Source organism: Mesorhizobium sp. CA13, from assembly GCF_020165235.1.
Lineage (GTDB): Bacteria > Pseudomonadota > Alphaproteobacteria > Rhizobiales > Rhizobiaceae > Mesorhizobium.
Map to the genome: position 1 here is coordinate 377,193 of NZ_JAIUHS010000005.1, position 26,094 is coordinate 403,286.

Consider the following 26,094-nt stretch of genomic DNA (forward strand, 5'->3'; position numbering starts at 1 on the left):
TTGGCCGCCATGGCAAGGATGGATTGCGCGGTGGCCGGAAAATGGGGCACACCGGCTGTTCGATCAAGCCGCAATCAGCAAGGCAGCAATTCTTGGACAAGGGTGCAATCCCAGCCGATGCCGGCTCTTTTGTCGTCACCAACCGCACGGTTCTCGTCATCGCCGTGCCGATGACGCTCGCCTACCTGACGACGCCGCTGCTCGGCATGGTCGATACGGCTGTTGTGGGACAGCTCGGCGACGCCGCCTTGCTTGGCGGCCTGGCGGCAGGCGCGCTGGTCTTCGACGTCGTCTTCACCACCTTCAATTTCCTGCGCTCCGGCACCACTGGTCTGGTCGCCCAGGCTTTCGGGCGCAACGACGCGCTGGAGGAACAGGCGGTGTTCTGGCGCGCCGTGCTGATCGCTGTTGTCGCCGGCCTCGTGCTGGCGGCGCTTTCGCCGCTGATCGCGGCCGGCGGGCGGTGGTTCATGGATGCCGGGCCGCGCGTCAGCGAGGCGATGGGCGTCTATATCGGCATCAGATTGCTCGCGGCACCTTTCTCGCTGATAAACTACGCCATTCTCGGCTATGTCCTCGGCCGAGGCGAGGGCGGGCTCGGGCTGGTGCTGCAGCTGGTGCTGAACGGCATCAACATCGCGCTCTGCATCCTGCTTGGCCTGGAGCTTGGCTGGGGTGTCGCGGGCGTCGCCTGGGCAACCGTCACCGGCGAATTCCTTGTCATGCTGCTTGGCCTCGCCATCGTCGTCAGGCGGTTCAGGGCAAGCCCGCCCGTGCCACGCCAACGCCTGCTCGACATGAGCGCGTTCCTGCGCATGCTGTCGCTCAACCGCGATATCATGATCCGCTCGTTCTCGCTGCTTGCCGCCTTTGCGCTGTTCACCCGCCAGGGGGCGCAATTCGGCACGGTTACGCTGGCCGCCAACGCCGTGCTGATGAATTTTTTCCTCGTCGCAGGCTATTTCCTCGACGGTTTCGCCACCGCCGCGGAACAGCTCGCCGGCCGCGCCGTCGGTGCGCGGGCTGAGCATCCCTTCCGGCGCGCGGTGCGGTTGACCCTGTTCTGGGGGTTCGGACTGGCAGGGGCCGCAACCCTGGTGCTGCTCGTGTCCGGTGCTAATCTGGTTGCCCTCGTTACCACGTCGCAGGAGGTCCGCTTGGTGGCCGACACCTACCTGCCCTGGGCGGCCTTCACCGCGCTGAGCGGTGTGCTGGCTTTCCAGATGGACGGCGTCTTCATCGGCGCGACCTGGTCGCGCGACATGCGCAACATGATGCTGCTGTCGTTCCTGGTCTTCGCCGCAGCGCTGGTTACGCTGGCGCCCGCTTTCGGCAATCATGGCCTGTGGGCGGCATTGCATGTCTTCCTGCTGGTGCGTGGCCTCAGCTTGGCTGCCATCCTGCGGCTGCGGCTGCGGACGGCGTTCAGTTGAGCGGCCTTGAAGCCCATTGGTCGAGATGGCGGTCGCGCAAGTCGCTGATGGACTTGAGCCGTTCCGTGTCGGCGAAACGCGCCATGCCGGCGACGATGCGCCCCGGCAGCGCCGGCCCGGCATAGATCATGCCGGTGTAAAGCTGGACGAGATCGGCGCCTGCGCGGATCTTCTCGAGCGCCGTCTCGGCGGAGTCGACCCCACCAACGCCGATGATGGCCATGTCCGGCCCCAGCAGCCTGCGCATACGGGCCAGCACGATGGTCGAGCGCTCGAACAGCGGCCGGCCGGAAAGCCCGCCGGTCTCGCTTGCCGCGCCGCTGGAGCGTAGCGACGGGCGAGAAATGGTGGTGTTGGAGACGATGATGCCGTCTATGGCCTTGTGGGTGACCTCGGCGGCGATGTCTTCCAGCTCGGCTTCGACCAGGTCCGGCGCAATCTTGAGAAACACCGGCGGCTGCCTTGCCGCCGTCGCGCGCGCGGCCACGACGCGCGACAAGAGCTCGCCAAGCTGTTCGCGCGCCTGCATGATGCGCAGGCCGGGCGTATTGGGCGAGGAAACATTGACGGTGAGATAGCTGGCGTAAGGCGCGAAGCGGATGACGCCGCGCTCATAGTCGTTGACGCGGTCGGCGCTGTCCTTGTTGGCGCCGATGTTGACGCCGACGATGCCGGAGCGCCCCTTGCGGCCGGCAAGGCGCTTTTCGGCGGCCGCATGGCCTTCATTGTTGAAGCCGAGCCGGTTGATCACCGCTTCATCCACCGGAAGCCGGAAGATGCGGGGCTTCGGATTGCCAGGCTGCGGCAGCGGCGTGACCGTGCCGACCTCGGCAAAGCCGAAGCCGAGGCCGAGCAGCGCATCGGGTACCTCGGCGTTCTTGTCGTAACCGGCAGCCATGCCGAGCGGATTGGGAAAATCGAGGCCGCAAAGGCTGACCTTCAGCCGCGCATCGCGCGCCGTCCGTGCGCCGACCGGCAGGCCACAGCGCAGCGCCGCGATCGACAGGCCATGCGCGGTTTCCGGGTCGAACGTGAAGAGCAGCTTCTGGCCAATCCGGTCGAGCACGCTCATTCGGCCTCCAGCGCCGGGAACTGGTGGGTGCCCTCGGCGCCGAGCGGCAGCGGCCGGACCCAAAGCACGGCTTTCAGGTCGAGCACGCCGTAGAGGTGCGGAAACAGCGCGCCGCCGCGCGAGGCCTCGTATTTTAGCGCGTCGCCCAGGCTGGTCCCGTCGATGGCGACCAGCAGAAGCCCCGCCTGGCCGGCAAAATGCTTCGCCGCCGTCTCCTTGACCTGTGCCGCCGTGGAGAAATGGATGAAGCCGTCGGCGACATCGATCGGCGCTCCGGTGAAGCGGCCCTTCGCTTCGGCCTCGCGCCAGGGCGCTTCCGGGGTTATCTTGTAGATAATCTGAGACATGGTTGCGCTATAGTCCGAACCAGCCGTGCGGGGAAGGCCATGCAAAGGGTGTTCCCCATTTCCGGCGCAAACATGCGATATTTCAGGCTTTGGCCATGGAGGACGACATGCGTCTGCAGCACATCTTGATCCCCGCCGCGCTCGTTTCGCTGGTCGCGGCGTCAGCCTATTCGGAAGAAACCGACCGCTACCGGCTGGAAAAGTCTGATAACGGCTATGTCCGCATGGACACACAGACCGGCGCGATGTCGATCTGCGAGGAGCGCTCCGGCCAACTCGTCTGCAAGATGGCGGCCGATGAACGCGCCGCTTTCCAGGATGAAATCGACCGCCTGCAAACCTCGATGAAGGCGATGGACGAGCGCGTCACCAAGCTCGAGAATTCGCTCTCGGCCCGCCTCGAATCGACATTGCCGAGCGAGGAGGATTTCAACAAGACGATGAGCTACATGGAACGATTCCTGCGCGGCTTCATGGGGATCGTCAAGGATATGGACAAGGACAGCGGCGATTCAGCCAAGCCCAACTCGCAGAAGACCTGAAGACAGGCCGTCCGGGGAAAATCCGATGCGCCGGCTTTGCTGCTTGAAAACAGCGCGAAGCGCCGCATAATCGTCGCGTCAGGTCCCAGAAAACAGAAGACCATCAAGGGACCCGGGGAGGGATATTTGCCGTCAGGCTATTCTTTCGTCATCGCCGACGATCATCCGCTGTTTCGCGGTGCGCTGCGCGAAGCGCTTGCCGGCATTGGCAATGTCGCCGCTATCCACGAAGCCGGCGATTTCGAAAGCGCCAAGGCGCTGCTCGTGGCCAACGAGGACGTCGATCTGGTGCTGCTCGACCTGTCGATGCCGGGCGCGAGCGGCCTTTCCGGCCTGATCTCGTTGCGCGGCATCCATCCGGCGGTGCCGCTGGTGGTGGTCTCAGCCCATGACGACCCGGCGACCATCCGGCGCGCCCTCGACCTCGGCGCGTCCGGGTTCATCTCCAAATCGGCCAGCATGGAGGAAATCCGCGACGCCGTGCGGTCGGTGCTTGCGGGCGACATCGCCGCACCTGCCGGCATCGATCTCGGTGTCGAGCGCGACCCCGAAATATCGGACCTGATCAAGCGCCTGCAGGCGCTGACCCCGCAGCAGACCCGCGTGCTCGGCATGCTGGCGGAAGGCCTTCTCAACAAGCAGATCGCCTACGAGCTCGGCGTCTCCGAGGCGACCATCAAGGCGCATGTCTCGGCGATATTGCAGAAGCTCGGCGTCGACAGCCGCACGCAGGCGGTGATCCTCCTGTCCAAGATCGGCAGCGATCCGCTGCAGCCGGTGAGCTGATCGCCTGAGTCTGGCGGATGGTTATTCGGATGTCGGCTCGGCGACCAGAGTGCGCAGCTCTTCCGGCTTGATCGCGTCCGCACCCGTGCTCCCGTCGGTAGCGGATGTTGAAGGGCTCGACGCACGGCCGATCGCGGCGCCCAGCCCGAGGGAAGCGATCGCCACGAGCGGAATGCCGGCGATCCAGGGCAGGCGCGGCGCCAGCGCGTAAAGGGCCGTGCCGATCGAAGGTCCCAGCGAGTCCTTGAGGTCCACCGCCACCGACGAAGCCGCCATGTAGGAGGCGCGCCGAGCCAGAGGCGCAAGCGCGTTGACGGCTGTCGGCACCAGCGGCCCGACCAGCATCTGCGCCACAGAGCACAGGCTGACGGCCGCGATCAGCGATAACGGTGCCGGCGAGGCCGCCAGCAGCGCGAAGGCCGCAATCGTCGAGGTACCCGCGCCGGCTGCCAACCAGACGGCGGGGCGCGCTTCGGCGAAACGGCTCACCACCATCTGCAGGCCAACCGTGAGGGCGGCGGCATAGGCGAACAGCGTGCCGATGCCGGACGGGCTCAGCGTGCCGGCGTCACGCGCGTAAAGCGGGATGATGGCCTCGATCCAGTTGCCGGAGATCTCGAACAGCACGACCCAGGCGAGAAGCTTCGCCAGGCGGCCGTCGCGGAACGCCGGCAGCAGCGCGGAAAGTCCCTCCTCCTCGTCCTGATCGCTGTCGACGGCATGTCCGCCGCCGATCGTCTCGGCGAATGCGGCCAGCATTACGATGCCGCCGAAAATGAGCACTCCACCGGCGGCAAGGAAGACCGTGCTGAGCGATATCAGCGCAAGCAGGGCGCCGCAGGCCGGTCCGAGAATCTGCCCCGCGCTCGAGCTCACCCGCGCCATGCTGAACCAGCGCGGATGCGCGGACGGCGCCGTCACATCGGCGATCGCGGTCATGATCGTCGGGTGAAGCACCGATTCGCACACGCCGGTCAAAAGCAGCACGGTCGCCGTGGCGGCAACGCCGTGGACGAAGAACAGGGCGATGAAGCCGCAGCCGACGCCGAGCGATGAGGAAATCAGTACCGGCCGGCGGCCGATCCGGTCGGCGATGCCGCCGATCAGCGGCGCGGCGACAAGCTCCCCGCCGGCATAGCAGCCGAACAACAGGCCGATGGCGCCGGTGGGAATGCCGGCCTCGCCGGTCGCCCAGAGCGGAAAGAAGGGTACAAGCGCCCCATCGGCGAAACCCGCGCAGAAGAACAGGAAAAGGCCGAGCAGCGCCGGGCGCGGCATCGCGCGCCAGGAGGATGAGATTGTGATCATGATGTTGCCTACGCGTCAAAGGCCCGACGGCCGGGATTGCGCGTTGGCTGACGTTAACGCCTACGGCCGCTCCAGGAGCAGCATGAGCTATCGATCCTGATTGTTTGCTCGTACGGAGGCTTGCTCAGCCGAGCCGCACGGACAGCTCCACGTCCTCGCCGAACGGCGTCGACATGTAGCCCGAGGCCGGTGAGCGCACCCGCTCCAGATAGTCGGGAGAGAAATCGGCATTGTCGGCGATAACCAGCGCGCCGGGCCTCAGCCGGCTCTCGACCAGGTTCAGGATCTCCGGATAGAGCGCCTTGGCACCGTCGAGCAGCAGCAGGTCTATCCGGTCGGGCAGGTCGGCGCTCAGCGTCTCCAGCGCATCGCCCTCGCGGATCTCCACGAGGTCGACGAGGCCGCCTTCCCTAAGGTTGGCCTTGGCCCGCACCACCTTTGACGGCTCGAACTCGGTGGTGATCAGGCGGCCGCCGCCATTGTCCCTAAGCGCCGCGGCAAGATAGAGGGTCGAGATGCCGAAAGAGGTTCCGAATTCAATGATGACGCGTGCGCCGCTGCCGCGCGCCAGCATGTAAAGCAGCGTGCCGGTCTCAGGCGAAACGGCGAGCCAAAGATCCTTCAGTCTGCCGTAGAAATCGCGATAATCGGTCTTGCTACGCAGCAGGCGGTCCCGTTCCTCCTGCGAGAATTCCGCCATTGCGGGGCTCGCCGCCGCCTTGGCCTCCTCGAAGAGGCGGGCGAGCAGAGGCGTGAGCGGGGCTTTGGTGAGCGTCGTCATGGGTGTCTCCGGTCGAAAGTTTGTTGCGTCCTTGTGTTGGGCTAGAAATACGAATAATCCTTCAGTTTTCCAATTCGCATTACCGGACCGAGCCATGAGCGAACGCTTAACCCCTTCGATTTCTTCACGAAAACATCCCAGGCAAGCCCGTGCCACGGAGCTCGTCGAGGCGATCCTGGAAGCTGCTGTTCAGGTTTTGGCACGGGAAGGCGCGCAGCGTTTCACCACCACGCGTGTGGCGGAAAAGGCCGGCGTGAGTGTCGGGTCTCTCTACCAGTATTTCCCCAACAAGGCCGCGCTTCTCTTCCGGCTGCAGAGCGACGAATGGCGCCAGACCACCGATCTGCTGCGTGACATCCTCGAGGACGATCGGCGCGCGCCGCTCGAACGGCTGCGCGCACTGGTCCACGCCTTCATCCGCTCCGAATGCGACGAGGCCGCGGTGCGCGTCGCGCTCAACGACGCCGCACCGCTCTACCGCGACGCGCCCGAGGCACAGCAGGCAAAGGCTTCGGGAGACCGCACCGTCCAGGCCTTCATGCGAGAGGCGCTGCCTGAAGCCGCGGAGCCGACCCGCTCATTGGCGGGCGAACTGATCACCACGACCCTCGCCGCGGTCGGGAAGGATTTTTCGGAAACGCCTCGCACGTCGGCAGAGATAGAAGCCTATGCCGACGCGATGGCCGACATGTTCTGCGCCTATCTCGGAAGCCTGGGCTACGTCGGCGGGGCCGAAATGAAGCAAATCTGATCTTACTCCGCCGCCGACGTCAGCGGCCTGACCCTGGCCATCATCGAGCGCAGCACGGCCGGTTTGAGCGGCTTGTTGATCACCGGGATGTCGAGCCCGGCTGCTGCCGTGCGTACCTCGTTGGAGCGGTCGGCGGTGACCAGCACGGCGGGCAGGTCGTCGCCGTGGATCGCTCGCAGCCTGACGATGGCATCGAGGCCGGTTTCGCCATCGAGGTGATAGTCGGCAAGGACAACGTCCGGGCGGCGGATCGCGATATCCAGGCTCTTTGTGCCGGACACGGTCTCGACGGCGCAGCCCCAGCCTTCGAGCAGCAGCCGCATGCCTTCAAGGATGCGGGCGTCGTTGTCGATACAGAGCACGCCCAGCCCGGACAGCGACGCCGCCACGCGGGCCGGCGCCCTGGTTTCGACCTCGCGTTTCGGTTCCTGCACGGCCGCCACCGGCAGGATGACGGAAAATCGCGTGCCCTTGCCCGGATTGGAGAAAATACGGATTTCAAGCCTCAGCACCCGGGCGATGCGGTCGACGATCGAAAGGCCGAGGCCGAGGCCTTCGGCCTCGCGCGCGCCTTCGTCCAGCCGGGTGAATTCGCGAAACACCGTGTTCAGCTTGTCGCCGGCAATGCCGATGCCGGTGTCGATTACCTGGATTTCCGCCAGTTCGCCACGCCGTCGCACGCCAACCAGGATGCGGCCGTGACGTGTGTATTTGATGGCATTGGAAACGAGGTTCTGGATCAGGCGCCGCAACAGGTTGCGATCCGTCACCACCGTCAGCGACGAGGGCATGATCGTCAGCTTGAGTTGCTTTTCCGCGGCAAGCGGCCGGAAATCGTTGCCGATCTGGCGCAGCAGCCCGTCGAGATTGAAAGCCGTGTCGTCCGGTTTCATGGCGCCGGCATCGAGGCGGGAAATGTCGAGCACGGCGCCCAGAATGGTCTCGACCGATTCCAGCGAGGAGTCGATGTTGACCGCTGCCTTGCCGGCCGGGCCCTTGCCGGCTTTTTCGATCAGCGACGAGCAGTAGAGCCTGGCGGCGTTGAGCGGTTGCAGGATGTCGTGGCCTGCCGCGGCGAGGAAGCGCGTCTTGCCCAGATTGGCCTCCTCGGCCAGCATCTGCGCCTGCGCCAGTTCCTCGTTGACCCTGGTCAGTTCGATGGTGCGGGTCTTCACCCGCTGTTCCAGCGACTCGTTCGCCCGCTTCAGCGCCAGGTCTTGCTCGACGCGGCCGGAAATGTCGGCATAGGTGGCGACGATGCCGCCGTCCGGCATCGGGTTGGAGCGCAGCTCCAGGATCCGGCCGCTGGTCTTCAGTTCCATCTGCCAGGGGCTGACGAAGCTGGTCAGCCGGTTGAGCATCGTCACCCGCTGGTCGGTCGGGATATCGCCGCGTTCCGCCAGATGGCGCAGGATCCGGTCGAGCGAGACGCCGACCTGGCCCATGTCGTCGGGCAGGTCGAACAGCTCGCGGTACTGGCGGTTCCAGCAGATCAGCCGGAAATCCCGGTCGAAGACGGTGATGCCCTGTTCCATCTGGTCGAGCGCGATCTGCAACAGGTCGCGATTGTGTTGCAACGCTTCCGTGGCGTCGTCGAGCAGCCGGAACGCATCCCTGGAGTCGCGGTCGTGGCGGCGAAACAGCAGCGACAGGATCAGCCGCGCCGACGAAGAGCCGACGGCGCTGGCCAAAAGCTGCTCGGAAAAGCGGATGACGTCCATGCTGGCCTGCTCGTTGCCATGCAGGATGACGTTGGTGTTTTTCTCGAAGGACTGGAACGACCGCTCGGTGCGCTGCACACCGAGATAGCGCGCGATGGTGTCCTTCAGGTCGTTGACGGTGACGGCGGTGCGGAAGCGGCGCAGGCTGGGCATCGGCCCTGCCTCGCGCGGCACGAAGATCGACGCCTGGATGCGCTCCAGCGGCACCGCGGCGCGGGACAGCGAGCCCAGCACGAAAAACAGTGCGTTGATCGACAGGCTCCACAGCACGCCGTGGTTCAACGGCTCCGCGACGGTGCCGAACAGCGCCTGCGGCCGCAGCGCTTCGAAGCCGAACAGACCGTGCACCAATATGCCGGTTTCGGGCGCGACGAGCGATGGCAACAGCAGGGTGTAGCCCCAGATCAGGATGCCCGCGACCATGCCGAGGGCCGCGCCCCTGCCATTGGCACCGCGCCAGATCAGCCCGCCGATCAGTGCCGGCGCGAATTGCGCGATCGCCGCGAACGACATCAGGCCGATCGACGACAGCCGCGCGCTGTCGGTGCTCTCGCGGTAGTAGAGGAAGGCGATGAAAAGCATGATGAAGATCGATGCTCGCCGCACGTTGAGGATGAGCGTCGACCAGTCCTCGTTTTCGGAAGACGTCGTCCTCAGCAGCCGCCGCACGAACAGCGGGATGATGAGGTCGTTGGAGATCATGATCGACAGCGCCACGCTCTCGACGATGACCATGGCGGTTGCCGCCGACAGGCCGCCGATGAAGGCAGCCATGGCCAGGAAATCGTGACCGCTGAACAAGGGCAGCGACAGCACATATAGGTCGCTGCTCGTCTTCGTGCCGACCAGCGACAGGCCGGCGAAGGCGATCGGCAGCACGAACAGGTTGATCGCCACCAGATAGAGCGGAAACACCCATGTCGCGGTGCGCAGTTCCGCCTCGCTGCGGTTCTCGACGATGGTGACGTAGAATTGCCGGGGCAGAAGGATGATGGCGAAGCCGCTCAGGCAGGTCAGCACCAGCCAGGTGGCGAGCGACGTCGAATAGCCCATCGCCTGCCGCACCTGGCCATTTTCGGCCAGCTTGCCGAACATGTCGCCGGGTCCGCCGAAGATCAGGAAAGTGACCATCAGGCCGATCGCCAGAAAGGCGGCAAGCTTGACCACGGTTTCGACCGCCACCGCCAGCACCAGCCCGTCCTGGTGCTCGGTGGCGTCGGCGTGGCGTGTGCCGAACAGCACCGCGAACAGCGCCAGGAGCATGGCGACCACCAGCGAGATGTCGCTGACGAAGGGGTCGAATGAGGGCGGCGAGCCGGTGTAGTGCTCGACCATCAGGCTGACGGAGCCGGAGATCGCCTTCAGCTGCAGCGCGATATAGGGCACCGCGCCGATGGTCGCGATCAGCGTGGCGATCGCGGCCACGGTGAAGCTCTTGCCGTAGCGCGCGCCGAGGAAGTCGGCGATCGACGTAATCTTCTCTGTCTTGGCCAGCCGCACGAGGCGGTTGAGCAAGGGAAAGCCGAACACGAACACCAGCACCGGGCCGGTGTAGATGCCGAGGAATTCAAGGCCACGTTCGGAAGACAGGCCGACAGAACCGAAGAAGGTCCAGGAGGTGCAATAGATGGCCAGGCTGAGCGCGTAGATGAACGGCCGTGCACGGCCGGGCCCGGAGCTGGCCGAGCGGCGATCGCCAAGGCTCGCGATGGCGAACAGAAGCGTCACATAAGCGATCGCGATGACAACGATGAACAAGCCCTGCACGGCTCGCGCTTCCTCCCTGGCCGGCATGACGCCCGCTCACCGCGTACGCAATCACAGCTTGGAAGCTGAGTCCATCGCGGCGTTCGGCGCATGGACGTCTAATGATGCGGTAAAAACAAACCGGTGCCTTGGCCCTTTTTCCGGTTTTGCAACCGGAGGTTTTTGCTATTGTCGACTTGGCCGGCGCTGGAGAACGGTGGTGAGGCGGCAGGCGGGCGGTCATAACGGAGGGTCGAAATGCTGAAAGAATTCCAGGAATTCATTTCCAAGGGCAATGTGATGGACTTGGCCGTCGGCGTCATCATCGGCGCTGCTTTCGGCAGGATCGTCGATTCCCTTGTCAACGACATCATCATGCCGATCGTGGGCGCGATTTTCGGCGGGTTGGACTTCAACAACTACTTCTTCGGATTGTCCTCGAACGTCCACGCGGCCACGTTGGCCGAGGCAAAGAAAGAGGGCGCGGTCTTCGCCTATGGCAGCTTCATCACCGTCGTGCTGAACTTCCTCATCCTCGCATTCATCATCTTCCTTATGGTCAAGGCGGTGAACAACCTGCGCAGGCGCCTGGAGGCCGAAAAGCCCGCGCCTGCCGCCGCGCCGCCGCCTGCCGATGTGCAGCTTCTGACCGAAATCCGCGATCTCCTCGCCAGGAGATAGAGGCATCAGGTTCTTCTGGACCAAAACCCCGGTCGCTCACGGCCGGGGTTTTTTGCTTTCGCCCGTAGTAGAACAGCCGGCATGCTATCCCTATTGGAACGGACCCGCCCATGACCCTGATCCAGAACCTGCGCCCGGAGGCCCTGGCTGCGCCTGAAAGCGGTATCGTCGCCGTCGTCAACTATGGCAGGCTGCGCGACGGCTTGATCCCGCTCTGGGCCGGCGAGGGCGATCTGCCGACGCCGTCCTTCATCACCGATGCCGCGTCGAAGGCGCTGGCCGGGGGCGAGACGTTCTACACCTGGCAGAAGGGCATTCCGGATCTCAGGCAGGCGCTTGCCCGCTATTACCACAGGCTTTTCGGCAAACACTTCGCCGAGGACGAATTCATCGTCACCGGCTCGGGCATGCATGCGATCCAGCTTGCGCTCGACGCGCTCGCCGGTGCCGGCGACGAGGTGATCTATCTGTCGCCTGCCTGGCCGAATTTCGACGCCGCCGCCGCCATCGCCGGTGCCGTGCCGGTGCCGGTCACGCTCGATCAATCCGGCAATGGCTGGTCGTGTGATGTCGAGAAGATCGCGGCCGCCATCACGCCCAGGACCAGGGCGCTGTTCATCAACACGCCGTCCAATCCGACCGGCTGGACCGCCGACCATGAGACTTTGCGCGCCATTCTCCATCTCGCCCGGGCAAATGGCCTTTGGATCATCGCCGACGAGATCTATTCGCTGTTCCATTATGGTCAAGGCCGCGCGCCGTCCTTCCTCGACGTCGCGACCGGAGAGGACCGCATCCTGTTCGTCAACAGCTTCTCCAAGAACTGGGCGATGACCGGCTGGCGCGTCGGATGGATCAAGACCCATCCGAGCTTGCAGCAGGTGTTCGAGAACCTCATCCAATATTCGAATTCAGGTGTCGCCCAGTTCATGCAGCGCGGCGCGGTCGCGGCGCTCGATCAAGGCGATGTCTTCGTCGCCGAACAGGTGGAGAGGGCCAGGAAGGCGCGCGATCTGGTCTGCGGCATTCTCGGCGCCACCGACCGCGCTCGATTCACCGTGCCGCAAGGCGCTTTCTACCTGTTCTTCAGGGTCGACGGCATTACGGATTCGCGCAGCGCCGCCTTCGAGATCGTCGACAAGGCCAATGTCGGCCTGGCGCCGGGCACGGCCTTCGGCCCGGGCGGCGAAGCCTTCCTCAGGCTGTGCTTCCACCGCCGCCTCGACCAGCTCGAGGAGGCAGCGCACCGGCTTGCGAAGTGGATGACGGCTGTTTGAGAGGTTGACGAAGCCCGAATTGAAAGTCGCTCCGGCGCGCCAGATGGCCGCCGGAGTAGAGTTTCAAACGGCTTCAGCCGCCTGACTTGGGCACCAGCAGGGGAATGATCCGGTCGGTCTTGGCCACGGAAGGTCGTCCTGCCGAACCATAGGAAATGCCGAGCGCGTCCCAGGTCTCGACCAGGGCGTCCTGCAGCTCGGCGATCAGCGCATCCGAATGGAACGGCGTCGGCGTGATGCGCAGCCGCTCCGTGCCGCGCGGCACGGTCGGATAGTTGATCGGCTGGATGTAGATGCCGTGCACGCCGAGCAGCCGGTCGCTCGCCATCTTGCAAAGCTCGGGGTCGCCAACCAGCACTGGCACGATGTGGGTCGCCGATTCCATCACCGGCAGGCCGGCGGCGGAGAGGATCTGCTTGGTCCGCGTCGCCTGCTGCTGCTGGGCGTCACGCTCGGCCTGCGAGCGCTTGAGATGACGGATCGACGTGGTGGCAGCGGCGGCAATGGCCGGCGGCAGCGCGGTGGTGAAGATGAAACCCGGCGCATAGGAGCGCACGGCGTCGATGACCGCACTCGTGCCGGTGATGTAGCCGCCAAGCGTGCCGAAAGCCTTCGCCAGCGTGCCCTCGATGATGTCGATGCGGTCGGCAAGCCCTTCCCGCTCGGTGATGCCGCCGCCGCGCGGACCGTACATGCCCACGGCGTGGACCTCGTCGATATAGGTCATGGCGTTATAGCGCTCGGCGAGGTCGACGATCTCTCTGATCGGCGCGATATCGCCATCCATCGAATAGACGCTCTCGAACACGATCAGCTTGGCGCGTTCGCGGCCCGCCGCCTGCAGCAGGCTTTCCAGATGTGCGACATCGTTGTGGCGAAAAATCTTCTTTTCCGCGCCCGAGCGCCGCACGCCTTCGATCATCGAGGCATGGTTGAGCTCATCCGAAATGATCAGGCAGTTGGGCAAAAGCCGCGCGATGGTGGAGATCGAGGCCTCGTTGGAGACAAAACCGGAGGTGAAGACCAGTGCGGCTTCCTTGTCGTGCAGGTCTGCGAGCTCATGCTCGAGTTCGACCAACGGATTGCTGGTGCCGGAGATGTTGCGGGTGCCGCCGGCGCCCGAACCCATCCGGCCCGCCGCGTTCTGGAACGCTGCGATGACATCCGGGTGCTGGCCCATGCCGAGATAGTCGTTGGAGCACCAGACGGTGATTTCCTCTGCGCGGCCGTTGGCACGCCAGATGGCGCGCGGAAATTTGCCCGCTATGCGCTCGAGGTCGGCAAAGACGCGGTAGCGTCGTTCCGCATGGAGCTGGTCGATCGCGTCCTCGAAGAACCGCTGATAATTCATGTCGGCTTCCCAGTTTTGCGCTGGATCATAATCATTGCCCGATTGGCCGTCCACCGGCCCGTTTTGGTCAAAATGCCACGCCCCGCACCTGTTTCTAACGAGGGTGGATCATGGCCTATTTCCTGGCAACACCGGCCTGTAGGGCGCTTTTGTTTCGACATGATGCCATATGCCGGCCAAGTCGGTTACGCAGGGTTTTATTGGTCATAGGGCCGGCTTTCCAGTAGAGCGGTTGTTGAGACAGTTTCCGATAGATCTTGAATGCGAGGACGCGGAATGACGGTTTTGGTGACGGGCGGCGCCGGCTATATCGGCAGCCATATGGTCTGGGAATTGCTGGATGCGGGCGAAAGCGTGGTCGTTCTCGACCGGCTTTCGACCGGTTTCGAATGGGCGGTGGCACCGGAGGCAAAGCTGGTCGTCGGCGATGTCGCCGACAAGGAACTGGTCGGCTCCATCATCCGCGACAACAATGTCGATGCGATCATCCATTTCGCCGGCTCGATCGTTGTTCCCGAATCCGTCGCCGATCCGCTCGGCTACTACGAGAACAACACCTGCAAGACGCGCACGCTGATCGAAACGGCGGTGCGCGAGGGCGTGCCGAACTTCATCTTCTCCTCGACCGCCGCCGTCTATGGCGGCGCCGGGCTGGAACCGGTGCGCGAGGATGCCCGCCTGGCGCCGGAATCGCCCTACGGCCTCTCCAAGCTGATGAGCGAATGGATGCTGCGCGATGCGGCCATAGCGCATGGCCTGCGCTATACGGCACTGCGCTATTTCAACGTCGCGGGCGCCGATCCCAGGGGGCGCACCGGCCAGTCGACGCCGGGCGCCACGCATCTGATCAAGGTCGCCTGCGAGACGGCGCTCGGCAAGCGGCCGTTCATGCAGGTGTACGGCACCGATTACCCGACGCCGGACGGCACCTGCATGCGCGATTATATCCATGTCAGCGACCTGGCCGCGGCGCATCGCCTGGCCCTTGAGCGGCTGCGCGCCGGGGGCGCGAGCCTCGTCGCCAATTGCGGCTACAGCCACGGCTACTCGGTGCTGGAGGTGATCGAGAGCGTGCGCCGCGCCTTCGGCCATGATTTCGAGGTGAGGACGGGCGAGCGCCGCGCCGGTGACGCCGCCGCGGTGGTTGCCAATTCCGATCTCGCCCGGACGGAACTCGGCTGGACACCGCAGCGCGACGACCTCGATCAGATCGTTGCAGACGCGCTTGCCTGGGAGCGCATCCTGACGGGGAAGAACTCCGCCCGAGGCTGAGCTGGTTTTCCCAAGGGCTCGCAAGCCATTCCGCGAAGCGCTATGGAAGGCGTTGGCGAGGGCGCGGAAGCGCCGCGCCGTGTCGAGCTTTGGGGGATGGCATGAAGATAACGGTGCTCGGGGCCGGCGTCGTCGGCACGGCGGCCGCCTACTATCTGGCGAGCGACGGCCATGAGGTCACCGTCATCGAGCGCCATCCGGCGCCGGCGCGGGGCACCAGCCAGTCGAATGCGGGGCTGGTGTCGCCCGGCGATGCCACCGCCTGGGCTTCCCCGGCGGCGCTGAAGACCTTCCTGCGCGGGCTCTACAACCACGATCTCGGCATCAAGGTGCGGCTGCGCTTTGATCCCTATTTTCTCGCCTGGAGCCTGCGCTTCCTGCGCCAGTGCACGGTGGCGCGCCTGCGCGCCAACACCGACATCAAGCTGCGGCTCGCGCTCTATTCGCGCGACTGCATCAATGCGCTGTCGGAGGCGACCGGCATCCACTATGACGAGCGCAAGAAGGGCATCCTCTACTTCTTCCGCTCGCAGAAGAGTCTCGACACCGGAACCGACAATTATCGCTATCTTGCCGAGCATGGCTTGCCGATCGAGATTGTCGGTCGCGACCGGCTGGTCGAACTGGAGCCGGGACTTGCCGGGGTGAAGGACAAGATAGCCGGCGGGGTCTATTCGCCCACTGACCAGACCGGCGATTCCAAACTGTTTGTCGACAGGCTCGCCGCCTATGCGGCCGAGAAGCTTGGTGTCGAGTTCCGGTTCGGCACCACGGTCGAAGGCTTCGATATCGAAGGCGACAGGGTACGGGCCGTCATCACTTCGTCAGGTCCGGTGGCCGGCGATGCGGTTGTTATCGCAATGGGCCCGGAAAGCGGCCTGCTCGGCCGCCGCTACGGCATCGACCTGCCAGTCTATCCGGTGAAAGGCTATACCGCGACGATTCCCCTGGAGGATGAAAGCAAGGGGCCGACCATGGGCGGCGCCGACGAGGACCGGCTGATCGGCTATTCCAGGCTGGGCAACCGCTTGCGGATGTCCTCGACGGCCGAGTTCACCGGCTTTGACCGAAGCTTCAAGCCCGCTGACTTCAACACCATCATCAGCACCGGCAAGGATCTTTTCCCGGGCGCGTTCGACGAGAAGAAGGCTGTGTTCTGGGCGGGCTTGCGGCCGATGATGCCCAATTCCGTGCCGGTCATCGGCCGGGCCCGCTACAAAAATCTCTATCTCGACACCGGCCACGGCCATGTCGGCTGGACCATGGCCTGCGGCTCAGGCAAATTCCTCGCCGACCTCGTCGCGGGCCGCAGGCCCGAAATCGATCCGCAAGGACTGGTCTTTCAAGGCTAGGCAAGCGGATCCGTAGTCAGCCCGGCCTTTCGACTGCCGCCCGCCAGGTGCTTGCATAATCCGTCCAGGCGAGGTCAGCCGGCAGTTCTTGTCTCGAGCCCTTGCCATGCGCCTTTGCCTGGTCCGATGCCAGCAACGCGGCGCCGATGCTGGTGCCGGTCGCGGCTTCGGAGGCGACGACGCTTCTGGCGGTCGCCGCCGCCAGCATGCCGACAAACAGCCGGTTACGCGCGAAAGGGCCTTCGACAATGGTCGGGCCGTCGGCACCGATCAGATCGAGGCAGGTCGCCGTCATCAGCGCCAGATAAAAAGAGATGGCGGCAAAGCGCTGGCCGCTGTTCATGCCGTCGGCGTAGAGCCACGCCGCCGCATGATGCGGGAACGGTCCCGACCCCTGATGCATCGACGGCAGCAGCAGCGTCCTTTTTGCCAGCACGGCCCCGACATCGTCTTCGGTCCAGTTCTCCGGCTGATCTTCCGTCAATATGGAAAATTCCCTGCCCCCCATGAAGCGCGCCGACGGCACGGGATCGCCCAGCGTGTTGACGTTGACCAGCGTATCGCGCGCCGGGTCGAGCGCGACCGATCTGCCGCTGACCGCCATCGACACCACCCAGGTGCCGGTCGAGACGACGCTGAAAGGCGGCGCGTCCGCGAGAAGATGTGGCAACAGCGAGGCGTTGGAATCGTGCAGGCCGCAGAACACAGGCGTCTGCGGATCGAGCCCGGTCCGCGCGGCAAGCGCCGGCAGGAGCGGGCCGAGCCGGTCGCTTGCCGGCCGCACCGGCGCCATCAACGCGCGCCAACCGAGGCGGTCGGTCATTGCCGAAAAATCGGCTTTCCATGGGTTCCACAGATCGGTGTGGCAGCCAAGCGAGGTCACCTCGTTGGCGGCGATGCCGGTCAGCCGCAGCGCCCAATATTGCGGATACATCAACGTCGCCGTTGCCCTGGCGAATTCCGCCGGAAAGCGCTTCTGCTGCCAGAAGAATTGCGCGCCGAGATTGAGGCCGAGCGGCAGCCGCGGCGTGCCGGTTTCAGCGAACGGCGGACGGATCGCGTCATACTCGACCGCGAGTTCCTCGGGACCATCGAATTCGTAGTCGAGCACTGGGAACACCAACTCGCCCGAAGCATCGACCAGCGCGCCGGTGGCGCCATGGGTGGTGATCGAAACGGCGTCGATGCGCCGTTTGCGGTTGAGATCGGCAAGGCTGTCGAGGATGAAGGCCCACAGCGCCTCGACATCGTGATGCGGGTAGGGGGCTTGCCGCACCGGCGCGTTCGCCATTCGGCGCAGCGCGACCTCGCTCAGCGTGGCGAGGTCGACCAGCGCCACCTTGGCGTTGGTCTTGCCGATGTCGATGACGGCGATGTGGCGCGGGGCGCTCATGCCATATGGAACACGGTTTCCAGGGGCACGGCCACCGGCTCATTGTCAGGCTTGGTCTCCATGAGGTCGGCCATGTCCGCCCACCAGCGCTGCATCACCGGATGCTTCGGCAGGTCTGCCATGCCATGGTCGTCCCGCCGCCACAGCACGCCGAACAGGATGTTGGTCTCCTCGTCGAGATGGATGGAATAATCGGAGATGCCGGCCTGCTTCAGCAGCGCGACCAGCGACGGCCAGATCTCGTCATGGCGCTTCTTGTATTCCGCCTTCATGCCGGGCTTGAGCCTCATCTTGAACGCGTATTTTTCAGCCATCATCGTCCCCCACGCAGCCGCCGCCAGACGATCGGCAGCGCGATGACGATGATCAGCAGCAGGCCGATAAAAATCGACATGACGATGCCGGGTACGTTGAGCAGGCCGAGCCCGAAGGTCACCAGCCCCATGATGAAGGCGGCGAGCACGACGCCGACAATGCTGCCGGCGCCGCCAAGGATGCTGACGCCGCCAAGCACCACCATGGTGATGACTTCCAGCTCATAGCCCTGTGCGATCGACGGCCGGGTCGAACCGAGCCGAGAGGTGATCAGCACCGAGGCGATGCCGGACATCAGGCCGGTCAGGCAGAACAGGATGAATTTGATGCGGCCGACACGCACGCCGGAGAACTGCGCCGCCACCGGATTGTTGCCGATGGCGAAGACGCGGCGGCCGAAACTGGTGCGGTGCAGGAGGAACCAGTAGACGACAGCGGCGATGAGGAAGAGCACCAGCTCGAACGACACCACCCACCAGACATAGCCCTGGCCGAAGAAGGCGAAGCTCCCAGGGTAACCCTTGTAAGCCTGGTCGCCGAGGATGATGAAGGCGATGCCGCGAAACAGGCTCATCGTGCCGATGGTCACGACGATCGAGGGCAGGCCAAGCCTCGTGACCAGCAGCCCGTTGAAGGCGCCGCAGCCGAGCCCGACGACGATGCCGATCGCCACCAGCACCGGCGTGCCGGCGCCGGCCTGCACCGCCATGCCCATCATGGTCGAGGCCAGCGCGATGATGGCGGCGACCGAGAGGTCGATCTCACCCGAAATGATCAGCAGCGCCATGGCGAAGGCGATCAGGCCCTTCTCGGTGAAGTTGAAGGTCAGGTCCGACAGCGAATAGGGGTCGAGGAAATAGGGCGAGGCGAAGCTGTTGATGGCGAAGATGGCGAGCGCCACCACGACCAGCAGCGCTTCCCAGGAAAAGATCGCCGAGCTGAGCGGTTTGTCCAACCGGTCGGGAATGTGGCGCGGGGCAGGGGTGTTGGCGATGTCGGTCATGCCGCTTCCGCCTTTCTCAGGATGACGCGGCCCTGCTGGCGTTCGCCGCGCGCGTTGAGCACGACGGCCAGGATGATGGCGCTGCCCGAAATCGCCATCTGCCAGAAGGGCGAGATGTTGATGACCGGCAGCGCGTTGGAGATGATGCCGAGGAACAGCGCGCCCAACACCGCGCCGCCGACCGAGCCGATGCCGCCCGCGATCGAGATGCCGCCGATGACGCAAGCGGCGATGATGTTGAGCTCGTAGCCATTGGCGACCTCGACCGAGGCGATCACGTAACGCGAGATCCAGAGATAGCCGGCGAGCCCGCCGATCATGCCGGAGATGCAGAAGACGATGAATTTCGTCCGCCCGACATCGATGCCGGCATAGACCGACGCCGTCGGGTTGACGCCGATGGCATAGATCGAGCGGCCGAGCGCGGTGCGCGTCATCAGGATGAAGAACAGCGCGATGACCAGGATGGCAATCCAGGACAGCACCGGGATGCCGAGCAAGGCCGCGCGCTGGAAGCCGATGAACTCCGGGCTCATCTTGTCGGCATTGACCCAGGCGCCGCCGGACAGGACGAAGGTGGCGCCGCGATAGATGGTCAGCGTGCCCAATGTCACCACGATCGAGGGGATGTTCAGCCGCCACACCAGAAGGCCGTTGATGGCGCCGAGCACCAGGCCGACGGCCAGCGCGATGACGATCAGCAGCGGGATCGGGATCGCCGGGTGAGCGGCGTTCAGCATTGCCACCACCATGCCGGTGAAGCAGAGGTTCGACGCCATCGACAGGTCGATCGACCGGGTCAGGATGACCACCATCTGGCCGAGCGCCAGGATCATCAGGATCGAGGTGTCGTTGAACACCTGGCGCAAATTGCCGGGGTCGGCGAAGGCGGGAAAACGCGTCGAGATCAGCCCGATCAGCACGACGATTGCCGCCAGCAGCCAGATTTCGCGGTATTTCAGCAAAGTTTTCATGCCGCAATCCCCGCCGCCGTCCGGACCAGCGTCTCGGCGTCCAGTCCCTTGTTGTCGTAGACGGCCGCGACAAGGCCCTCGCGCATGACGACGACGCGGTCGGACATGCCGAGGATTTCGGGCAGCTCCGAAGACACCATGATCACCGACAGGCCTTGCGCCACCAGCTCGGCCATGAAGCCGTGCACGGCGGCCTTGGAGCCGATGTCGATGCCCTTGGTAGGCTCGTCCAGGATGATGACCTTGGGCGTGGTCGCCAGCCATTTGGCGATGACCACCTTCTGCTGGTTGCCGCCCGACAGCGTGCCGACATCCTGGCTGAGCGAGGAGGCCCTGAGGTCGAGCCGCTCGGTGTAGGAGCGGGCGAGCGAAAACTCCTCCGCCAGCCGCAGCACGCCGGATTTGGACGTGCGTGCCAGCGACGGGAGAGAAACATTCTGGAAGATGGGCAGGCCGATCACCACGCCCTGCTTGCCGCGTTCCTCGGGCACGTAGACGATGCCCGCCTCGATCGAATCCGCCGCCGATTTCGGTGCGATCGTTTTGCCGTCCAGCGTGATCGTGCCGCCGGAGGTGCGGGTGATCCCTGAAATCGCCTGCATCACCTCGCTGCGGCCGGCGCCGACAAGGCCGTAGAAGCCGAGAATCTCGCCCTTGTGCAACTCGAAGCCGATGTCGTTGAATTCGGTGGGGTGCGACAGGCCGGCGACGGACAGCACCGGCGCACCGATCTCGGCCTTGCGCTGCGGAAAAATGTGGTCGACCGCACGGCCGACCATCATGCGCACGATCTGGCTCTGGGCAGCATCCTTGATCAGCCCTTCGCCGACCATCTCGCCGTCGCGAAACACGGTGTAGCGGTCGGCGATGCGGTAGATCTCGTCGAACTTGTGGCTGATGAACAGGATCGCCTTGCCTTCGCTCTTGAGGAACTCGATCAGCAAAAAGAGCTCTTCGATCTCCTTCATCGAAAGGGCGGCCGTCGGTTCGTCCATGATGACGATCCGCGCGTCGATCGACATCGCCCGCGCCACGGCAACAAGATGCTTGTTGGCGATGCCGAGGTCCTTCAGCCTTGCGTCGGCGTCGATATGGCCGGCGTGCATCGTGTCGAGCACTTCGCGCGCATTTCTGCGCATCGTGCGCCAGTCGATGGTGCCGAAGCGGGTGCGCGGCGCATGGCCGAGAAAGATGTTTTCGGCGACGCTCAGATCGTCGAACAGCACGGTTTCCTGGTGGATGGCGGTAACGCCATGGCCGAAGGCGGCGTGCGCGCTGGGCAGGGTGACGTCCTGCCCGTCTATGCTGATCATGCCCGCATCGGGCTGGTAGATGCCGGTCATGATCTTGACCAGCGTCGACTTGCCGGCGCCGTTTTCCCCGATCAGCGCCGTCACCTGGCCCGGATAGAGCGACAGGCTGACATTGTGCAGCGCGCGCACGCCGGGAAAGCTCTTCGAGATGCCGGACAGCGTCAGGCGTGGGCTCGGGCTCTCAGCCTGCTCCTCTTTTGTGCCGTGATGGGCTGTCGTGTCCATGGTTGTATCAAGCCCGGTCAATCTATTCCGTGTTGACTCCCCTCACCCGACCTCCGCTTCGCTCGGTCGACCTCTCCCCGAGGGGAGAGGAGACTGCCGAGCTTGGCGCCAGGCTCTTCTCCCCACTGGGGAGAAGGTGGCCGCGAAGCGGCCGGATGAGGGGGCAGCGCCGTCAGTCCGAGATCAATAGATCTTGGAGAACTTCTCGATGTTGGTCTTGTCGAACTGGAAGGGCGGAGCCATCGCAGCCGAATTGGTGTCGTCGAGCGTGACCTTGCCGACGCGGCCGATCGACAGCGTCGCGCCGGGCTTGGCCTCTTCCTTCTTCACCGCCAGATCGTGGGCGAGGTAGACGGCGGAGTAACCGAGGTCGATCGGGTTCCACAGCGCAACCGCCTGGCTGGCGCCGTTGTCGATGAACTTCTTGAACTCCGATGGCAGAGCGAGGCCGGTGACGTTGACCTTGCCGATCAGCTTCTCATCGGTGACGACCTGGGCGGCGGCAACGACGCCGACGGTGGTCGGCGCGATGATCGCCTTCAGGTTCGGATAGGACTTCAAGAGGCCCTTGGCTTCGTCGGTGCTCTTGGCCGAATCGTCATCGCCATAGACGGTGGCGACGAGCTTGATCTTGGGGAATTTCTCCGGCAGCACCTTCTTGGCCGCGTCGATCCAGGCGTTCTGGTTGGTCGCGGTCGAGGAGGCCGACAGGATGGCGACGTCGCCGCCGTCGGGCAAATAGTCGGCGGCGAGCTTGATGATGGTCTCGCCGATCAGGCCGGTGTCGGACGGGTTGAGGTGAAGCTGGCGGCCTTCCTTGGCGACACCCGAATCCCAGGAAATGACGGTGATGCCGCGCTCCATGGCCTTCTTCAGCACCGGCACCAGCGCGTCGGCGTCATTGGCCGAGATGGCGATGGCGTTGACCTTTTGCGCAATCAGCGAATTGACCACTTCGATCTGCGCTTCGGCAGTCGCCTTGGTCGGGCCGGTGTAGATGATGTCGACGTCGCCGAGTTCCTTGGCCGCCTCTTCGGCGCCCTTGTTGGCGGCGTCGAAGAAGCCGTTGCCGAGCGACTTCACCACCAGCGCGATCTTGACGTTCTCGGCATAGGCGGCATTCACGAACATGGCGGCGGAAAAGGCCGCCGTTACCATCAGTTTTTTCAGAAAGCTCATCGAATATTCCTCCCTTGAGCGTTGCATTCCATCGCCGCTGCGGGCGTGAGGGTGTTTCAGGCTTGCAGCGAAGATTCTTCCTTTGCCGACTTGCGGGCGACGATCAGCGTTACCCCTGCTGTCTCCAGCATCTTTGCCTCGCGGTCATCTATGCCGTCATCGGTGATGACGGTGGCGATGCGTGTGAGGCCGCACAGGATCAGGCTGGAGCGTTTGCGGAATTTCGAGGAATCGACCAGCACCACCAGCTCGTCGGCCTGGTCGATCAGCTTCTGTTCCGCCTGGATCAACAGCGGGTCGCCTTCCATCAGGCCGAGCGGCCCGAGCCCCTGCGCGCCCATGAACATGCGGCGCGCGTAGAAATTGCGCGTCACGTCATTGTCGAAGGGCGACAGGATGATGTTCTGCTCGCGATAGATGGTGCCGCCGGACAGCATCACCGTGTTCTTGGAGTGCTTGAGCAGGCTTTCGGCGATCGGGAAGGAATTGGTGAAGATCGGCATGCGGCGGCCGGTCAGGAAATGCACCATCTGGAAGGTGGTGGTGCCGCCGTTGATGATGATCGGCTCGCCGTCCTTGCAGAGCTCCACCGCTTCCCGCGCTATCGCCCGCTTCTGCGCCGCATTGAGCGTCTCGTTGACGGAAAAAGGCCGGCCGGCAAGGCCGATGAACTGTGGCGGCGTGATTGCCTCGGCGCCGCCGCGCACCCGGCGCAGCCGCTTTTGCACGTGCAGGGCCGCGATATCGCGCCGGATCGTCGCCTCGGACGACTCCGTCAGGTCGACCATTTCCTGCACCGTCACCACAGGCTTTTCCTGGACGGCGGACAGAATGATCCTGTGGCGCTCTTTTTCGTGCATGGTTCCTCCCTGCACGGCCATCTGGCATTAGAAATCGCGCAGTGTCAATCATTTCCGATCATATAATTTCATTGTGCAGTGCAATATGATTGATGTTGATCGTTTGTGATTGACAAGGCGGCGTCTTGCGTAGACATTCCCGACGAAAAGAGGAGCGCACCGTCCGCGCTTCAAGGGAGGATTACCCATGCTCGACAAGCGCTCCGGCTCGCGCCTCGCCAATCTTTGGGATGATGCGAAGGCAAGGGGGATGAGCGATCCCGAGCTTCTGGTCTATCGTTCGAACACGCTCGGCTCCGACAAGCGTGTCACCAATTACGGCGGCGGCAACACATCGTCGAAAATCCGGCAAAAGGATCCACTTACCGGCCAGGACGTGGAAGTGCTGTGGGTGAAGGGCTCGGGCGGCGACAGCGCTTCGATCAAGCTTGATGGGTTTGCCACGCTCTACATGGACAAATTGCAGGCCCTCAAAGGCCTTTATCGCGGCGTCGAGCATGAAGACGAGATGGTGGGTTACCTGCCCCACTGCACCTTCAATCTCAATCCGCGCGCCGCCTCGATCGACACGCCGCTGCATGCCTACGTGCCGAAGCCCTATGTCGATCACATGCATCCCGACGCCATCATTGCCATCGCGGCCGCTAAAGATTCCAAGGCCCTGACGAAAGAGATCTTTGGCGATGCCATCGGCTGGCTGCCGTGGAAGCGCCCTGGTTTCGAACTCGGCCTGTGGCTGGAGAAATTCTGCCTCGACCATCCGGCCGCCAAGGGCGTTATCCTGGAAAGCCACGGCCTGTTCACCTGGGGCGACAGCCCGAAGGAATGCTACGAAACGACGATCTCGGTGATCAACCAGGCGATCGAGTGGTTCGAGCGGCGCTCCGAAGGCGTCGCCATTTTCGGTGGCGAAGCGGTCAAGTCGCTCGACCCCGCCGAGCGCCGCGCCATCGCCGCGAAGCTGATGCCGAAAATCCGCGGCCTGATCTCGGAAAAGAGCCACAAGCTCGGCCATTTCGACGATTCCGCCGCCGTGCTCGAATTCGTCAATTCCAGGGATTTGCGTCCGCTGGCGGCACTCGGCACCTCATGCCCCGATCATTTCCTGCGCACCAAGATCCGCCCGCTGGTCATCGAGTTCGATCCGGCGAAGCCCGATGTCGATGCGGTGATTGCGCGCCTGGCCGACGATATCGCCGAATACCGGGTCGGCTATCAGGCCTATTACGACAGCTGCAAGCATCCGGACTCTCCCGCCATCCGCGACCCCAATGCCGTGGTCTATCTGATGCCCGGCGTCGGCATGTTCACCTTCGCCGGCGACAAGGCCACCGCGCGCATTTCGGGTGAGTTCTACGTCAACGCCATCAACGTCATGCGCGGCGCCTCCACCGTCTCCTCCTATGTCGGCCTGCCCGCCCAGGAAGCCTTCGACATCGAATACTGGCTGCTCGAGGATCTGAAGTTGCAGCGCATGCCGAAGCCGAAGTCGTTGGCGGGCCAGATCGCGCTCGTCACCGGCGGCGCGGGTGGCATCGGCCGCGCGACGGCGAGCCGCCTGCTGCGCGAAGGCGCCTGCGTGGTGCTAGCCGACATCGACGAGACAGCACTTGCCAGCGCGAACGAGGAGTTGGCGAAAGCCTTTGGCAAGGATTTCGTCCGCCCGGTGGTGATCAACGTCACCTCGGAAGACCAGGTCGTTTCGGGCTTTGCCGAGACAGCGGTTGAGTTCGGCGGCATCGACATTCTGGTCTCCAATGCCGGTCTCGCCTCCTCGGCGCCGATCGAGGACACGACGCTGGCGCTGTGGAACAAGAACATGGACATCCTGTCGACGGGATATTTCCTGGTGTCGCGGGAAGCGTTCCGGCTGTTCAGGGTGCAGAAGATCGGCGGCAACGTCGTCTTCGTCGCCTCCAAGAACGGCCTTGCCGCCTCGCCAAACGCTGCCGCCTATTGCACCGCCAAGGCCGCCGAGATCCATCTTGCCCGTTGTCTGGCGCTGGAGGGCGCGGAGGCGCAAATCAGGGTCAACGTCGTCAATCCGGACGCCGTGCTGCGCGGCTCGAAAATCTGGACCGGCGAGTGGAAGGAACAGCGCGCCGCCGCCTACAAGATGTCGACCGACGATCTCGAGGAACATTATCGCTCGCGCTCGATGCTGAAGCGCTCGGTGTTTCCCGAAGACATCGCCGAAGCGATCTACTTCTTCGCTTCCGACATGTCGGCCAAATCGACCGGCAACATCATCAACGTCGACGCCGGCAACGCGCAGAGCTTTACGCGATAAGCGACGGTCTTTGAGGGTTGCGCCGCCCCTCATCCGCCTGCCGGCACCTTCTCCCCGTGTAGTGACGGGGAGAAGGGATGCGCTCCAACGCCGGTGATCCCCTCTCCCTGTTCTTCACGGGG

22 protein-coding genes are annotated in these 26,094 nt (G+C 64.2%); 9 read left to right on the plus strand and 13 right to left on the minus strand.

The window, feature by feature from the left end:
* The first annotated feature begins 92 nt into the window (after nucleotides 1–92).
* Entirely contained in the window at nucleotides 93–1,433 is a 1,341-nt protein-coding gene (locus tag LB566_RS15340; RefSeq protein ID WP_224625003.1) for an MATE family efflux transporter, read from the plus strand.
* Here the strand turns inward: LB566_RS15340 and LB566_RS15345 are convergent.
* The gene (locus LB566_RS15345; protein WP_224625004.1) at nucleotides 1,426–2,505 is read right to left on the minus strand and encodes a quinone-dependent dihydroorotate dehydrogenase; all 1,080 of its coding nucleotides are present in this window, start codon (nucleotides 2,503–2,505) and stop codon (nucleotides 1,426–1,428) included. The genes LB566_RS15340 and LB566_RS15345 overlap by 8 nt on opposite strands.
* On the minus strand, nucleotides 2,502–2,852 hold the full coding sequence (locus tag LB566_RS15350; protein ID WP_224625005.1) for a DUF952 domain-containing protein: 351 nt from the start codon (nucleotides 2,850–2,852) through the stop codon (nucleotides 2,502–2,504). The genes LB566_RS15345 and LB566_RS15350 overlap by 4 nt, the downstream gene beginning before the upstream one ends.
* A 107-nt stretch (nucleotides 2,853–2,959) precedes the next feature.
* Between LB566_RS15350 and LB566_RS15355 the strand changes: the two genes are divergently transcribed.
* Both LB566_RS15355 and LB566_RS15360 read left to right on the plus strand, forming a co-directional pair.
* Nucleotides 2,960–3,394 carry a hypothetical protein gene (locus LB566_RS15355; RefSeq protein ID WP_224625006.1) on the plus strand — a complete coding sequence of 145 codons (435 nt, stop codon included), beginning with the start codon at nucleotides 2,960–2,962 and terminating at the stop codon, nucleotides 3,392–3,394.
* Between the two features lie 126 nt (nucleotides 3,395–3,520).
* Nucleotides 3,521–4,180 carry a response regulator transcription factor gene (locus LB566_RS15360; RefSeq protein WP_140552750.1) on the plus strand — a complete coding sequence of 220 codons (660 nt, stop codon included), beginning with the start codon at nucleotides 3,521–3,523 and terminating at the stop codon, nucleotides 4,178–4,180.
* Nucleotides 4,181–4,201: 21 nt separating this feature from the next.
* Here LB566_RS15360 and LB566_RS15365 read toward each other — a convergent pair whose 3' ends face one another.
* Both LB566_RS15365 and LB566_RS15370 read right to left on the minus strand, forming a co-directional pair.
* Nucleotides 4,202–5,488: an MDR family MFS transporter gene (locus LB566_RS15365; protein ID WP_224625007.1), complete on the minus strand. Its 1,287-nt coding sequence runs from the start codon at nucleotides 5,486–5,488 to the stop codon at nucleotides 4,202–4,204.
* Nucleotides 5,489–5,612: 124 nt separating this feature from the next.
* Nucleotides 5,613–6,269 carry an O-methyltransferase gene (locus LB566_RS15370; protein WP_224625008.1) on the minus strand — a complete coding sequence of 219 codons (657 nt, stop codon included), beginning with the start codon at nucleotides 6,267–6,269 and terminating at the stop codon, nucleotides 5,613–5,615.
* Between the two features lie 94 nt (nucleotides 6,270–6,363).
* Here LB566_RS15370 and LB566_RS15375 point away from each other — a divergent pair, with 94 nt between their 5' ends.
* Nucleotides 6,364–7,020, plus strand: a complete 657-nt coding sequence (locus LB566_RS15375) for a TetR family transcriptional regulator (protein ID WP_224625009.1) — start codon at nucleotides 6,364–6,366, stop codon at nucleotides 7,018–7,020.
* A 2-nt stretch (nucleotides 7,021–7,022) separates the two neighbouring features.
* Here the strand turns inward: LB566_RS15375 and LB566_RS15380 are convergent, their stop codons facing one another.
* Nucleotides 7,023–10,508, minus strand: a complete 3,486-nt coding sequence (locus LB566_RS15380) for a NahK/ErcS family hybrid sensor histidine kinase/response regulator (protein WP_224625010.1) — start codon at nucleotides 10,506–10,508, stop codon at nucleotides 7,023–7,025.
* Between the two features lie 237 nt (nucleotides 10,509–10,745).
* Between LB566_RS15380 and mscL the strand changes: the two genes are divergently transcribed.
* Both mscL and LB566_RS15390 read left to right on the plus strand, forming a co-directional pair.
* Nucleotides 10,746–11,168: a large conductance mechanosensitive channel protein MscL gene (gene mscL, locus LB566_RS15385; RefSeq protein ID WP_140552746.1), complete on the plus strand. Its 423-nt coding sequence runs from the start codon at nucleotides 10,746–10,748 to the stop codon at nucleotides 11,166–11,168.
* A 110-nt stretch (nucleotides 11,169–11,278) separates the two neighbouring features.
* Nucleotides 11,279–12,445 carry a pyridoxal phosphate-dependent aminotransferase gene (locus tag LB566_RS15390; RefSeq protein WP_224625011.1) on the plus strand — a complete coding sequence of 389 codons (1,167 nt, stop codon included), beginning with the start codon at nucleotides 11,279–11,281 and terminating at the stop codon, nucleotides 12,443–12,445.
* 73 nt (nucleotides 12,446–12,518) lie between these two features.
* Here the strand turns inward: LB566_RS15390 and hemA are convergent, their stop codons facing one another.
* Complete coding sequence (gene hemA, locus LB566_RS15395) at nucleotides 12,519–13,796, minus strand: 5-aminolevulinate synthase (RefSeq protein WP_140513285.1); 1,278 nt, start codon at nucleotides 13,794–13,796, stop codon at nucleotides 12,519–12,521.
* 276 nt (nucleotides 13,797–14,072) lie between these two features.
* Between hemA and galE the strand changes: the two genes are divergently transcribed.
* Both galE and LB566_RS15405 read left to right on the plus strand, forming a co-directional pair.
* Complete coding sequence (gene galE / locus LB566_RS15400) at nucleotides 14,073–15,068, plus strand: UDP-glucose 4-epimerase GalE (protein ID WP_224625012.1); 996 nt, start codon at nucleotides 14,073–14,075, stop codon at nucleotides 15,066–15,068.
* A 101-nt stretch (nucleotides 15,069–15,169) separates the two neighbouring features.
* A complete protein-coding gene (locus tag LB566_RS15405) occupies nucleotides 15,170–16,420 on the plus strand; it encodes a D-amino acid dehydrogenase (protein WP_224625013.1) in 1,251 nt (416 codons plus the stop codon).
* A 16-nt stretch (nucleotides 16,421–16,436) separates the two neighbouring features.
* Here LB566_RS15405 and LB566_RS15410 read toward each other — a convergent pair whose 3' ends face one another.
* The 7 genes from LB566_RS15410 to LB566_RS15440 form a co-directional block, all read right to left on the minus strand.
* Nucleotides 16,437–17,813: an FGGY-family carbohydrate kinase gene (locus tag LB566_RS15410; protein WP_224625014.1), complete on the minus strand. Its 1,377-nt coding sequence runs from the start codon at nucleotides 17,811–17,813 to the stop codon at nucleotides 16,437–16,439.
* Entirely contained in the window at nucleotides 17,810–18,127 is a 318-nt protein-coding gene (gene rhaM / locus LB566_RS15415; RefSeq protein ID WP_224625015.1) for an L-rhamnose mutarotase, read from the minus strand. Before rhaM ends, LB566_RS15410 begins: the two co-directional genes overlap by 4 nt.
* Nucleotides 18,127–19,122, minus strand: coding sequence for an ABC transporter permease (locus LB566_RS15420; protein ID WP_411910481.1), 996 nt, complete (start codon nucleotides 19,120–19,122; stop codon nucleotides 18,127–18,129). Before LB566_RS15420 ends, rhaM begins: the two co-directional genes overlap by 1 nt.
* 5 nt (nucleotides 19,123–19,127) lie before the next feature.
* Nucleotides 19,128–20,105, minus strand: coding sequence for an ABC transporter permease (locus LB566_RS15425; protein ID WP_140552738.1), 978 nt, complete (start codon nucleotides 20,103–20,105; stop codon nucleotides 19,128–19,130).
* Nucleotides 20,102–21,643 (minus strand): sugar ABC transporter ATP-binding protein, encoded by a 1,542-nt coding sequence (locus tag LB566_RS15430; RefSeq protein ID WP_224625017.1) that lies wholly within the window; start codon nucleotides 21,641–21,643, stop codon nucleotides 20,102–20,104. The genes LB566_RS15425 and LB566_RS15430 overlap by 4 nt, the downstream gene beginning before the upstream one ends.
* Nucleotides 21,644–21,826: 183 nt before the next feature.
* The gene (rhaS, locus tag LB566_RS15435) at nucleotides 21,827–22,822 is read right to left on the minus strand and encodes a rhamnose ABC transporter substrate-binding protein (protein WP_224625018.1); all 996 of its coding nucleotides are present in this window, start codon (nucleotides 22,820–22,822) and stop codon (nucleotides 21,827–21,829) included.
* Nucleotides 22,823–22,878: 56 nt separating this feature from the next.
* Nucleotides 22,879–23,682 (minus strand): DeoR/GlpR family DNA-binding transcription regulator, encoded by an 804-nt coding sequence (locus LB566_RS15440; protein ID WP_224625019.1) that lies wholly within the window; start codon nucleotides 23,680–23,682, stop codon nucleotides 22,879–22,881.
* A gap of 187 nt (nucleotides 23,683–23,869) precedes the next feature.
* On the opposite strand from LB566_RS15440, the gene LB566_RS15445 reads away from it, so the two are divergent.
* Nucleotides 23,870–25,972, plus strand: a complete 2,103-nt coding sequence (locus tag LB566_RS15445; RefSeq protein WP_224625020.1) for a bifunctional rhamnulose-1-phosphate aldolase/short-chain dehydrogenase — start codon at nucleotides 23,870–23,872, stop codon at nucleotides 25,970–25,972.
* Nucleotides 25,973–26,094: the final 122 nt, after the last annotated feature.